General features: G+C 63.5%; 9 protein-coding genes and 2 pseudogenes. 5 read left to right on the top strand and 6 right to left on the bottom strand.

Going from position 1 to position 12,704, the window contains the following annotated elements; all coding sequences use genetic code 11:
* Positions 1–192: 192 nt before the first annotated feature.
* The gene (locus ACVDG8_RS18140) at positions 193–1,110 is read right to left on the bottom strand and encodes a helix-turn-helix domain-containing protein (protein WP_455707809.1); all 918 of its coding nucleotides are present in this window, start codon (positions 1,108–1,110) and stop codon (positions 193–195) included.
* 241 nt (positions 1,111–1,351) lie between these two features.
* Between ACVDG8_RS18140 and ACVDG8_RS18135 the strand changes: the two genes are divergently transcribed.
* The gene (locus ACVDG8_RS18135) at positions 1,352–2,755 is read left to right on the top strand and encodes an MATE family efflux transporter (RefSeq protein ID WP_447255901.1); all 1,404 of its coding nucleotides are present in this window, start codon (positions 1,352–1,354) and stop codon (positions 2,753–2,755) included.
* Positions 2,756–2,846: 91 nt separating this feature from the next.
* Here ACVDG8_RS18135 and ACVDG8_RS18130 read toward each other — a convergent pair whose 3' ends face one another.
* The 5 genes and pseudogenes from ACVDG8_RS18130 to speB form a co-directional block, all read right to left on the bottom strand.
* Positions 2,847–3,281 carry an FKBP-type peptidyl-prolyl cis-trans isomerase gene (locus ACVDG8_RS18130; RefSeq protein ID WP_447255900.1) on the bottom strand — a complete coding sequence of 145 codons (435 nt, stop codon included), beginning with the start codon at positions 3,279–3,281 and terminating at the stop codon, positions 2,847–2,849.
* A 284-nt stretch (positions 3,282–3,565) separates the two neighbouring features.
* Positions 3,566–4,210, bottom strand: a complete 645-nt coding sequence (locus tag ACVDG8_RS18125; RefSeq protein WP_447255899.1) for an amino acid ABC transporter permease — start codon at positions 4,208–4,210, stop codon at positions 3,566–3,568.
* Positions 4,207–4,863, bottom strand: coding sequence for an amino acid ABC transporter permease (locus ACVDG8_RS18120; protein ID WP_447255898.1), 657 nt, complete (start codon positions 4,861–4,863; stop codon positions 4,207–4,209). Before ACVDG8_RS18120 ends, ACVDG8_RS18125 begins: the two co-directional genes overlap by 4 nt.
* A 6-nt stretch (positions 4,864–4,869) precedes the next feature.
* Positions 4,870–5,670: a transporter substrate-binding domain-containing protein gene (locus tag ACVDG8_RS18115; RefSeq protein WP_447255897.1), complete on the bottom strand. Its 801-nt coding sequence runs from the start codon at positions 5,668–5,670 to the stop codon at positions 4,870–4,872.
* Between the two features lie 156 nt (positions 5,671–5,826).
* Positions 5,827–6,881: pseudogene (speB, locus tag ACVDG8_RS18110) on the bottom strand (agmatinase).
* Between the two features lie 202 nt (positions 6,882–7,083).
* Between speB and gcvA the strand changes: the two are divergent.
* The 4 genes and pseudogenes from gcvA to ACVDG8_RS18090 all read left to right on the top strand — a co-directional run bounded on the left by gcvA (position 7,084) and on the right by ACVDG8_RS18090 (position 12,604).
* Positions 7,084–8,055 carry a transcriptional regulator GcvA gene (gcvA, locus tag ACVDG8_RS18105; protein ID WP_447255895.1) on the top strand — a complete coding sequence of 324 codons (972 nt, stop codon included), beginning with the start codon at positions 7,084–7,086 and terminating at the stop codon, positions 8,053–8,055.
* 158 nt (positions 8,056–8,213) lie between these two features.
* Positions 8,214–9,518, top strand: a complete 1,305-nt coding sequence (gene pncB / locus ACVDG8_RS18100) for a nicotinate phosphoribosyltransferase (RefSeq protein WP_447255894.1) — start codon at positions 8,214–8,216, stop codon at positions 9,516–9,518.
* Between the two features lie 194 nt (positions 9,519–9,712).
* Entirely contained in the window at positions 9,713–11,143 is a 1,431-nt protein-coding gene (locus ACVDG8_RS18095) for a hypothetical protein (protein WP_447255893.1), read from the top strand.
* A 157-nt stretch (positions 11,144–11,300) separates the two neighbouring features.
* Positions 11,301–12,604, top strand: a pseudogene (locus ACVDG8_RS18090) (ABC transporter substrate-binding protein).
* The last annotated feature ends 100 nt before the right edge of the window (positions 12,605–12,704 follow it).

Genomic DNA, 12,704 nt, shown 5'->3' with positions numbered 1-12,704 from the left:
AAGCGACCCTCACCGTCGCCCGGCGACCTGCCACCCATCGCCAAAATGAGGAGTTGCTAAAGGCCGCGCTAGAAGCCCCTTTGCGGCAAACCTGTACTTTTATGCATTGTGCGGTGCAAAATACGCGACCGGAAGAGTCTGTCCGTCACATGAATATCAGTGCCGATGGACGGACGTCGTTTCGGCCTTTGATCAGGCCCGCAGCGTCAGCCGCTGCCGCGACAGCTTGCGGTAGGATGACGGCGTCATCCTGTGCTTGCGCAGGAAGGCCCGGTTGAAGTTGGAGATGTTCATGTAGCCGACCTGGAAGCAGATGTCGGTGATCGGGATATCGGTATCGGCAAGCAGCTTGCAGGCCTGCCACAGCCTGAGCTTGGCGACATGGTCGCTGAACGAGTTGCCGGTGTTCTTCTGGAAGAAGCGCGAGAAGCTGCTTTCGCTCATGCCGGCGCGTTCGGCCACCTCCGGCAGCTTCAGGTCCTCGGCGAAATGCTGGAACAGATAGGTCAGCGTGCGCTGGATGATGTCGAGCGACGCGGCGTCGAGCATCGGCGAGAAGTCCGGCGACGACAAAAGCGCGTATTCCTCGGTCTTGGCCAGGAGGTCCACCAGTTCGAGGAACAGGCAGAACCGGCTGAGGCCGGTCACCGTGCCCATCCGCTCCATCAACGCGGCGCCGGCGATCGCGGTCTGGCCATGGAAGACCATGCCGCGCAGCGACCGCTCCAGGAACGGCTCCAGCTCGCGCAGTTCAGGCAAAAGGCCGGCAGAGCCGCGCAGCCGTTCCGGATCGAATTGCAGCACGATATCGCGGCCCTCGATCAGTTCGCCAGGCTGCACCGCCGTCACCCAGTCATGCGGCAACCCTCCGCCGACGATGGTCAGATAGCCCGGCCCGAACTCGCCGATATGGTCGCCGACCAGCACGACGCCCGAAGATTTCCGCAAGAGGTGGATCTCGTATTCCGGATGGAAATTCCAGACGTTGCGTTCCCAGGGATAGTCGTCCAGCCGCCACAGGAAACTGTCGCTGGCTTCGGTCACGATGTGCTCGAAAGCGGGCGCTGTGCGCGGGATCGCGGACGTGTTCTTCCTTCGCCTGAACGGCATTCGGTCCTCCCGGCATGGTTCGCCGGCTGTTCCATGTGCGCAACCCGTAGCAGGCTAGCCGGGACAAGTGAACGGCGCATCGGCGTCTAGCCCGGGCCGCTGGCTCAATCGCTGGCGGTGCCTCCTCCCTTGCCAACATGTCGCGTTTCGTTCACAAGGCGACGCAAACGGCGCCATTTCGCGCTGTTGTTGTGCGGCTTCCGGCTCCTTGCCGACGCGCCGTGTTCTGAAAGACGGAACAATGTCTGCGATCGAAACCGGCGTCCGTGCGCCGGAAAACCTTTGGCGTCAGGAAATAAGGGCGACGGTCGCGCTCGCCTGGCCGATGGTGCTCACCAATCTCGGCCAGACCGCGATGACGGCGACCGACGTCATGATGATGGGCCGCCTGGGAGCCGATACGCTGGCCAGCGGTGCGCTTGGCGCCAACCTCTATTTCATGCCGCTGATCTTCGGCCTTGGCCTGATGCTGGCCACCTCGCCGATGATGGCGACCGAGCTCGGCCGCCGTCGCCATTCGGTGCGCGACCTGCGCCGTACCGTGCGCCAGGGCCTGTGGCTGGCGATCCTCATCGCGATCCCGATCTGGATATTCCTCTGGCACGGCGAAAGCGTGCTTCTGGCCATGGGTCAGGAGCCGGCGCTGGCGCATCGGGCCGGCACCTATCTGCGCTGGCTGGAATGGGCGGTGCTGCCTTTCTACGGCTACATCGTGCTGCGCTCCTTCATCTCGGCGCTGGAGCGTCCGGGCTGGGCGCTGGTTATCGTTTTCGTCGCTGTCGCCTGCAACGTCTTCTTCAACTGGGTGTTCATGTTCGGCAATCTCGGTATCCGCCCGATGGGCATCGCCGGTTCCGGCCTCGCCACCACTTTGTCCAGCATGCTGATGTTCATCGGCCTGGCGGCCGTGGTGATGCTGGAGAAGAGGTTCCGCCGCTACCATCTGTTCGGCCGTTTCTGGCGCGCCGACTGGCCGCGCTTCCGTGGCCTCTTGCGGCTCGGCCTGCCGATCGCCGGTATCCTTGCCTTCGAGGTGACGATCTTCAATGCGGCAGCATTGCTGATGGGGCTGATCGACGCGGATTCGCTGGCAGCGCATGCCATCGCCATCCAGATCGCCTCGATCTCCTTCATGGTGCCGCTCGGCCTCAACCAGGCGGTCACCGTGCGTGTCGGCCTGGCGCATGGCGCCGGCAATCCGGAGGGCGTCTCGCGCGCCGGCTGGACGGCCTTTGTCATAGGTGTGTCGTTCATGGCGCTGATGGGCTTGGTGATGATCCTGTTGCCGCATCTTTTGATCAGCGCCTTCATCGATCTCGCCGATCCGGCCAATGCCAGGGTGATCACGCTGGCCGTGTCGTTCCTGGTGTTCGCGGCGCTGTTCCAGGTCTTCGACGGCGCCCAGGCGGTTGCGGCCGGCATGCTGCGCGGCCTGCACGACACCAAGGTGCCGATGATCTATGCCGCGATCGGCTATTGGGGCGTCGGCCTGCCGCTCGGCGTGCTTCTCGCCTTCCATTTCGGCCTGCATGGTGTCGGCATCTGGATCGGCCTGGCGTCGGGCCTGGCCGTGGTGGCGGCATTGCTCTTGGCGCGCTGGCTGCGGCGCGACCAAATCGCGCCGCCGCTTGTCTTTGGGCATTGAACCAGACGGCCGCCGTTAGCCCGGTGGCCGTCTTTGTGCCTGGCCAGCCGGTGACCCGAACTTTCGGTCGTGATTCAGCGTTGACGCTGGACTACGCCGCCTGAACGATCTCGACCAGTTCAACGTCGAACACCAGGTCCTTTCCGGCCAACGGATGATTGCCATCGAGCTTGACGCTGGCGTCGTCCACGCCGACGACTGTTACCGGCATGGGGCGCCCGTCGCGGGTTTTGGCCTGCAATCGAGTGCCGATGTCAACGTTGATGTTTTCCGGCACGCTGGCGCGGTCGATGGTTACGACCGCTTCGGGGCGATGGGGGCCGTAGGCGTCGTCGGCGGAAACGGTGACGGTGCTTTTCGTGCCGACCTCCATGCCCTCGACATAGGTTTCAAGGCCGGGGATCAGCTGTCCCTCACCCAGTGTGAATTGCAGCGGTTCACTGCCGGAAGAATCGAATTGAGTGCCGTCGGCCAAACGTCCAGTATAGTTGATGCGCACGGTGTCGCCATTCTTGGCCTGTGTCATAACAGCCATCCTTTCGGGAGTTTTTGGAGGACCGGTCCAGAGTTCACGGTCCTGTTCTCGATCATCCACGCACAAACCTGCGCGGCGCGAAAACCTAAAACTAGGTTCTCGACTGGAGATGTAAAGCGCTGGAGCTACCGACTGGCTTCCCCACGTGTCGCCTTCATTCGAGTGCTGCCTGCGCGATGATGCCCGCCGCCAGCCTTCAGCGGCCGGCCAAGTCGATGCCGAAATCACTCCGTGTCGTCGCCGTCGATGCCGGTCGACACAACATGCTCGGCGGCTCAGTGCGCGGAGGCGCGTTCCAGCCGGCGGGCATATTGCGTCAGCGGAAAACACAGGACGAAGAAGATCAGCGCCACCAAACCGTAGACCTTGAATGGCTCGAAGGTGGCGTTGTTGATGGCGTTGGAAGTCCTGACCAGTTCCTCGAAGCCGATGATCGAGGTCAGCGCCGTCGACTTGATGAGCTGCACCAGGAACCCGACGGTCGGCGCCCGCGTGATCGAGAAAGCCTGCGGCAGGATGATCAGCCTGAGTTCCTGCAGATAATGCAGCCCGAGGCTGGCGCCGGCGTCCCATTGTCCGCGCGGCAGCGCATCGACGCCGCTGCGCCAGATCTCGGCCAGATAGGCGCTGGCAAAGAAGGTGAGGCCGAGCACGGCGGCCGTCCACGGCTCGATGCGCAGGCCCAGCATCGGCAGGCCGAAGAACATCAGGAACAGCTGCATCAAAAGCGGCGTGCCCTGGAACAGCGCGATGTAACCCGAGGCGATGCGCCGGCTCCACTTGGCCTTGGCGATGCGGAAGAACAGCACGATCAGCCCGACCAGCGCGCCGCCGACGAAAGCCGCCAGCGACAACAGCACCGTCCAGCGCGCCGCAAGCAGGAGGTTGCGGACGATGTCCCAGAAGGTGAACTCGATCATGACACGCCTGCCCCCAACACGCGGCGTCCACCTGTGACCAGCAGCCGGCGCAGCGCCATCGACAGGCCGAGATAGACCAGCGTCACGACAAAATAGGTCTCGAAGGAACGGAAGGTGCGCGCCTGCAGCATGTCGGCCTCGTAGGTCAGCTCGCGCACCGCGATCTGCGACACGACGGCCGATTCCAGCATCATGATGACGATCTGGCTGGTCAGCGCTGGATAAATCACCTTCAGCGCCTGCGGCAGCACGATTTTGATGAACACCTGCCGGGGCCGAAGCCCGAGTGCGAGCGCGGCCTCCGTCTGGCCGCGCGGCACGGCATCGAGCCCGGCGCCGACGATCTCGATCGTGTAGGCCGCCATGTTGAGCGTCATCGCCAGCATGGCGGCCAGGATCGGGTCGAGCCGGATGCCGAGGCTGGGCAGGCCGAAGAAGATGAAGAACAACTGCACCAGGAACGGCGTGTTGCGCATCACCTCGACATAGACCGCGATGGCTCGCTTCAGGAGTACCGGGCCGTTGCGCCGGCCGGCGGCACCGAGGATGCTGAGCAGCGTGCCCAAAAGCGTGGTCACGACGATCAACAGGACCGTCGTGGCCGCTCCTCTCGCGATGTCACCCAGCGCGCCTGCAAGCCAGCCAAAGGCCACGGGAACTCAATCCTTGAGGTTGTCGGGATTGAGCGGGGTCTTCAGCCAGGCCTTGGAGCTTTCGTCCAGCTTGCCGTCGGCCAGCATCTTGGCGACCGCATCGTTCACCGCCTTCTTCAGCCGGTCCTCGTTCTTGTTGAGGCCGATATGCGAGGGCGAGGTGAGCAGCTGGAATTTCTGCTCCGGCTGCAGCGCGTCCTGCTTGGCCAGCACCTGCGCGCCGACATCGTTGCCGACCACCATCAGCTGCGTCTGGCCCGAGATGAAGGCCTGGATCACCGAATTGTAGTTATCGAAGCGCTTGATATCGGCCGATGCCGGCGCCGCCGCGGTCAGCGAGGTGTCCTCCAGCGTGCCGCGATTGACGGCGATCGACTTGTCGGCGAGGTCTTCCTTGCCTTTCACGGCCATTGCTTTCGGCCCGATAACCGCGATGTAGTAGGGCGCGTAGGCGGCGGCAAAGTCGATGACCTGCTCGCGTTCCTTGGAATAGCCGACGCTCATCAGGATATCGACGCGCTTGTCGGTGAGATACGGGATGCGGTTCTGGCCGGTAACGCTGACCAGGTTGAGCTTCACCTTGAGTGAATCGGCGATCGCCTGCGCCACGTCGACGTCATAGCCCTTGATGCTCATATCGGCGCTGGCCGAGGAGAAAGGCGGGAAGTCCGAGAAGATGCCGACGTTGATAGCGCCGGCCTTGGTGATGTCGTCGACGGCGTCGGCTTTCGCCTGCGTGGCAAGGCCGGCGGCGCCGAGTATCATGGCTGCCGCGACTGCGGATTTCAGTGCGTTGCTAAGAGTCATTGTGGTTCCCCTGCTGGAAGCTTGTTGTTGCATCCGGCCGCCGGCTCCAGCGCGCGGCGGCCGTATAGGTTTGAGCAATTCCAGGAAAAGTGTGACGCGGTTAAGTTCGGCGACTTCGCCGTAATCCTCCGTCCGGAATTGCGTGAAAACAAGTCGTCAGCCCCTCTTGATTGCGGGGCTGAACACCATCAGGCTCAGGATCTCGAACAGGACCTGGGCGCCGACATGGGCGGTGTTGGTGGTGGCGTCATATTGCGGCGCCACTTCGACGACGTCGCCGCCGACGATGTTGAGCCCTTGAGCCCGCGCAGCAGTTCGAGCACTTCGCGCGTCGTCAGCCCTCCGACTTCCGGCGTGCCGGTGCCCGGCGCGAAGGCCGGATCGATGCTGTCGACGTCGAAGGAGATGTAGGTCGGTCCGTCGCCGACAATCTTGCGCGCCTTCTCGATGATCGCCGGCATGCCGAGCCCGGTCACTTCCTCGGCATGCACCACCGTCATGCCGGATTCGTAGGTGAACTCCCACAGATATTCGGCCGCGCCGCGGATGCCGATCTGGATCGTGCGCGTCGGGTCGAGCACGCCGTCCAGCACCGCGTTGCGGAACGGTCCGCCGTGATGGAACTTGGTCATGTCGAACAGGCCGCTGGTGTCGCAATGCGCGTCGATATGGATCATGCCGACCGGCGCTTTTTTGCCGACCGCCTTCAGGATCGGATGGCTGATCGAATGGTCGCCGCCGACCGAAAGCGGCAGCACGCCGGCATCGACGATCTGGTTTGTACGGCGTTCGATGTCCTCATGGCTGATCTCCAGCCGGTAGCGGCTGCGGAACGGCACATCGCCGATGTCGGCGACGCGAAGCTCATGCGTCGGCGCGCATTCCAGCACATGATTGTAAGGGCCGATGCGCTCGATGGTGCGCAGCGCGCGGGGGCCGAAGCGCGAGCCGGGGCGATTGGTGACGCCGAGGTCCATCGGCACGCCGATCATCGCCACCTGCAGATCGCCGAAATCGGGATTCTCGGCCGCGATTTCACGATAGGGCGCGGCGAGGAAGGTTGGGATCCCGGAATAGGGCGCCAGCCTTGTGCCCGATTTGTTGAAGATCTTGTCGGCGACCTTGCGGAATTTCGGGTCGAACATCTCGCCGCCATGGCTCTCGCCATATTTGCGGCGCAACGCTTCGAGCTTGCCGCGATCGTAACCCATGTTCGGTCCTCCTCTGCTTGCTGCCCGCATGGATCGTTGCCACGCCAACCGCCTCTGGCTGGATCGTTGCCCGCTGCCCCAGCGGATTTCACGTCTCTTGAAAGCTGTTCCGGACAAAAGTGTCGGGCAGCGGCTTTGAAAAATCAATTGATATTGTTAGGGTCCTTCCTGTGAGGAAATCTCACAAAGTAGCGAGCTGTCCATGGCCAAGCGCCTACCACCCCTGAACCCGCTGCGCGCCTTTGAGGCCACGGCGCGCCATGCCTCGCTGACCAAGGCGGCAGGCGAGCTCAATGTCACGCATGGCGCCATCAGTCATCAGATCAAGGCGTTGGAACAATCGCTCGGAGTCAGGCTGTTTGAGCGAACCGGGCAGCGCGTCAAGCTCACGCCGCACGGCGCCGAGCTGCTGCCGGCGGTGTCGACGGCCTTCGACGGCATCGCCGCCGCCACCCAGCGCATGACCCGGCCGGCGAGCGCCGGCGCGTTGTCGGTGTCCTGCGTGCCGGCGCTGTTGCTGCTTTGGATGACGCCGCGGCTCGGCAGCTTCATGGCGCAATATCCCGACATCAGGCTGACGCTGATCCCGTCGAACGAGGCCCGCGACATCCGTTCGCCGCAGGTCGATGTCTGCGTGCTCTATGGCGATGGCAGCTGGAGCGATTGCTGGATGCGCAAATGGTCCGGCCTCGAGCTGTTCCCGGTCGTCAGCCCGACACTAATCAACAACCGGCCGATCCGCGGCATCCGCGACCTCGCCGACCATGTCTTCCTGCATGGCGATGACGGGCGCGAGTGGCACACCTGGCTGGCCGCCGCCGACGGGCTGGACCTCGAGCGCGGCCGCCGTCACCATCTTGGCGATGCGCGCACGGCGATCGAGGCCGCCGTGCATGGCCATGGCGTGGCGCTTGGCGATTCCGTCACCGCCAGCACGCTGCTTGCCAGGGGTTTGCTGGTGGCGCCGTTCAGCCTGTCGGTGCCGGCGGTCGACGATTTTTATGTCGTCTGCCGCAACGAAATGCGCTCGGCGCCGATCGTGCAGCTGTTCATCGACTGGCTGTTTGCCGAGAAGGAAGAGGCGGACAGCCGCGCCAACGCGCCGGTGGCCGGCCGCGTGCCGAGCCGCAGGAAACGCCCGTCGCTCAAGGTGATTGGCGCCAGGATCGCGTAATGAAGGCTGGACTGGGGCAGCCTTTTTTGTCGGGCCAGCTTGTAAAGCGGGCAGCGCATTCAAAAATTCGATGCTAAGAGCGATTGGCTAAATTCAACACCCGAAGCGTGCTCCTGTGCGACACGCTTTGAGGGCGAGCAGCGAAGGCGGCAGCAGGCATGGCAAGAACCGATATAGCGCGGCGCGTCTACAATCACACCTGGAAGCTCGACCCGATCGTCCGCAGCCTGCTCGACACCGACTTCTACAAGCTTCTGATGCTGCAGATGATCTGGGGCATGTACCCCAAGGTCGACGCCACCTTTTCGCTGATCAACCGCACGACCTCGGTGCGCCTTGCCGACCAGATCGACGAGGGCGAATTGCGCGAGCAGCTCGACCATGCCCGCACGCTGCGTTTCTCCAAGAAGGAAATGATCTGGCTGGGCGGCAACAATTTCTACGGCCGCAAGCAGATCTTCGAGCCGGAGTTCCTCGCCTGGCTGGAAGGTTTCAGGCTGCCGCCATACGAGCTTTCCAAGCGCGATGGCCAGTACGAGCTCTCCTTTCCCGGCCCTTGGATGTACACCACGCTGTGGGAGATCCCGGCGCTTGCCATCATCAATGAGCTCCGCTCGCGCGCGGCGATGCGCTCCTATGGGCCGTTCGCGCTCGACGTGCTCTATGCCCGTGCCAAGGCCAAGATGTGGGCCAAGACCGAACGGCTGAAGGCGCTGCCCGGCATCCGCATCTCCGATTTCGGCACACGCCGGCGCCACTCCTTCCTGTGGCAGCGCTGGTGCGTGGAGGCGTTGAAGGAAGGCATCGGCGAGGCCTTCACCGGCACCTCCAACGTGCTCCTGGCCATGGACAACGATCTCGAGGCCCTGGGCACCAACGCGCATGAATTGCCGATGGTGTTCGCTGCCCTTGCCAATTCCGAGGAGGAGCTGCGCGAGGCGCCCTACAAGGTGCTGCAGGACTGGCAGCGCTACTATGGCGGCAATCTCTTGATCGTGCTGCCAGACACTTTTGGCACCGCCGCGTTCCTGCGCGATGCGCCGGACTGGATCGCCGACTGGACCGGCTTCCGCCCCGACAGCGCGCCGCCGATCGAGGGCGGCGAAAAAATCATCGACTGGTGGCGCAAGAAGGGCAAGGACCCGAAGCAGAAGCTGCTGATCTTCTCCGACGGTCTCGAGGTCGAGACCATCGAGGAGACCTACAGGCATTTCCGTGGCAAAGTGCGCATGTCCTTCGGCTGGGGCACCAACCTCACCAACGATTTCGAAGGCTGCGCCCCGACCGAGACCGACAGCCTCGACGCCATATCGCTGGTCTGCAAGGTGACGGAAGCCAACGGCAGGCCGGCGGTGAAGCTGTCGGACAATCCCGCCAAGGCGACCGGGGATGCGAAAGAGATCAAGCGGTATCTGAGGATTTTCGGCGAGAAGGGACGGGTGGAGCAATTGGTGAAGGTGTGAGGCGCCACCAAGCCTGACATCGCCAAGCGGGACAGCAAAGTTGGATAGGCTGAGTTCCTTCGCCCCCCTCTCTGTCCTGCCGGACATCTCCCCCTCAAGGGGGAGATTGGCAGCTTCACTGCCGGCGCTTCCCTTGCAGCCCTGAAGATTGGCGAAGGCGGAGATGACAAGATAATCTCCCCCTTGAGGGGGAGATGTCCGGCAGGACAGAGAGGGGGGCCGTAGAGCGCCAGCTTTCCTGGTTGGCTTACATCTTTGTCGCCTTCCTCCTTCCCACCCCCGCCTTCGCCCACGCCTCCGATCGCGGCCACGTCCTTCTCCTGCCGACCGGCTACTACATCGCTGGTGGCGCACTCGCTGTAGCCATCAGCTTCCTCGTGCTGGCGCTGCTGCCGCCCGCGGCCTTCGACCGTTTCTGGCGCAAGCGCCTTCCGCTTTTCTCATTCGACGACCGCCTCCGCACCGTCATCAGCCTGATTTCTTTCGCCGGCTTTGCAATCCTCATCACCGCTGGCCTCTTCGGCAGTCGCGATCCGCTCTCCAATCCGCTGCCGCTGGCGATCTGGACGCTGCTTTGGGCCGGTTTCACCCTCCTTCAGGGCGTCCTCGGCAACCTTTGGGCATGGCTCAATCCGTGGTACGGGCCGTACCGCGTCGCGGCCCGGGTCCTCGGCCTCCGTGAAGCGCAGCCCCCGCGTCTACCCGCATGGCTCGGCTTCTGGCCGGCCTTCGCCCTGTTCTTCGCCTTCGCCTGGTTCGAGCTGGTCGACCCGGCGCCCGACGATCCAGCACGCCTGGCATACGCCGCCGGCCTCTACTGGCTGGCGAGCTTCATCGCCATGCTGGCATTCGGCTACGCGAACTGGAGCCGGCGTGGCGAATTCCTGAGCATCTTCTTCGCCATGGTCGCCCGCTTTGCGCCTTTCCAGCGCGAACAAGGCCGCCTCTCGCTGGCATGGCCGGGCGCCGGACTGCTTGCCGCCGAACCATTGCCATTGAGCGGCATGGCCTTTCTTCTATTGGCGCTGTCGTCGGTATCCTTCGACGGTCTGTCGAAGACCTTCTTCTGGCTTGGCTTGTTCGGCGTCAACCCGCTGGAGTTTCCCGGTCGCACCGCGCTCATCGGCATCGGCAGTTTCGGCCTCGTGCTGACCTTCGTCCTGCTGGCAGTGGTGTTCGCGCTGGCCGTCCTTCTTGGCCAACGTCTTGCCGGTGATATCAGTTCATTCAAGGACGCCGCCGGCCTGCTGGTATGGTCGATCGTGCCGATCGCGCTTGCTTATCACATCGCGCACTACGTCACCGCGCTGATGGTCGATGGCCAGTACGCGCTGGTCGCGCTCTCCGATCCGCTGTCGCGGGGTTGGAACCTGTTCGGCACCGCAGATATGATGGTCGAAGCAGGCGTCGTCGCCGGCGCCCGGTCGGCCTGGTGGCTGTGGAACCTGCAGGCCGGTGTCATCATAGCCGGCCATGTGCTGGCCGTGCTTGTCGCGCACGGTCTTGCCTGGCGGCTGTACGGCCAGCCTTCTCGCGCCGCGCGCAGCCAACTGCCGCTTACTCTTTTGATGATCGCCTACACGATCTTCGGCCTGTGGTTGCTTGCCACGCCGACCGCCGGATGAGACAAGGGCGCGCCTCCAATGCCGTCGGGTAAAGCTCGCTTGCCAGGCCAAGGCTTTGGTGATTTAGTTTGTACACATGCAATTTTCCCGTCCTCCTCAAGGGGATGGTTTAGCCGCCTTATCGCTGGTCAAGACTGAAAAAAACAGGGGAACGGACATGGCCGACAAGAACGGATTTTTCGATCTTTCCAAGACGACGCTTTCGCGCCGCACCGCGCTGAAGGGCATCGCCGCCGGCGCCGGCTTGGCACTCGCGCCAGGCTTCGTCCGCTACAGCCAGGCGCAAGCTCGGCGCCGATCAAGATCGGCTTCCAGTCGCACCGCACCGGCATCGGCGCCGCCTATGGCCGCTGGTACGAAAAGACGAGCGCCGCCGCCGTCAAGGCCATCAACGATGCCGGCGGCATCGGCGGCCGCCAGGTCGAGCTGGTCATCGAGGACGACGGCACTGATCCGGCGCGCGGCGCCGAGGTGGTCGCCAAATTCGCCAAGCAGCACAAGACCGACATCGTCTTCGGCACTTTGTTCTCGCATGTCGTGATCGGCTCGGCGCCGGCCGCCGGTGAAAACAAGATCCCCTATTTCGTCGTCAGCGAAGGCCACCACGTCGCCTCGACCAAGCTCAACCGCTACGTCTTCCAGCCCGGCATCACCGATGTGAAGAGCCAGATCCAGTCGATGGCGCCGTGGATCGCCGCCAACGCCGGCAAGAAGGTGACGCAGATCTTCCCCGACTTCGCTTTCGGCTACGACCATCGCGATTACCTGCCGCCGGCGCTGAAGGCGCAAGGCGCCGAGGTCATCGCGCAGATCGCCATCCCGCCGACGGAGAGCTCCTTCACCAAATACTTTCCGCAGATTCCGGCTGAGACCGAAGTGATCTATCACGTCATGGTCGGCCCGGCGGTGCTCACCTTCGTCAAGGAACTCGGCGAGTTCTACGGCTCGCAGCGGCCGCAGCTGTTCGGCTTCATCGATCCGCTCGAGGCAACCGACATCAACAGCCCTGGTCTCGAATTCCTCGACGGCAGCCATTTCTGGGAAGGCTCGCCGCGTTACGCCCAGCCTGACGATACCGCCGCGCAGAAGGCCTACCGCGCCGCCGTCGGCATCGACGACAATGGCGCCGCCGTCGGCGACCCCAAGGACGTCTCCACCGCCGCGCACATGTTCGGCTGCTGGGAAACGCTCTACGTCGTCAAGAAGGCGATGGAAGACGCCGGCTACAAGGGCCCGGAAGACCGCGCCAAGCTGGTCGAGGCGACAGAGGCGCTGAAAGAGTTCGCCGAAGGGCCGGAGCATCCGCAGGGAGCGAAAACCTTCAACGGCAAGATCCACCAGTGTTTCGGCATCCAGAACATCTCCAAGGTCGAAGGTGGCAAGCTGAAGGTCGTGCACAAGACCAAGATCGAGGACGGGCTCTACGAGGCTGAGGGGGATTACACGACGCAGGCGCTGTAGGATTAGCCAGCTAGCAAGCGTGAGCGCCAAGCCACCCCCTCTGTCCTGCCGGACATCTCCCCCTCAAGGGGGAGATTGGCAGCTTTTGCGACGGCACTTA

The organism is Mesorhizobium sp. ORM8.1 (assembly GCF_053005525.2).
Note: the sequence above shows the minus strand (reverse complement) of the source record. Positions and strands in the feature narration are given on the sequence as shown.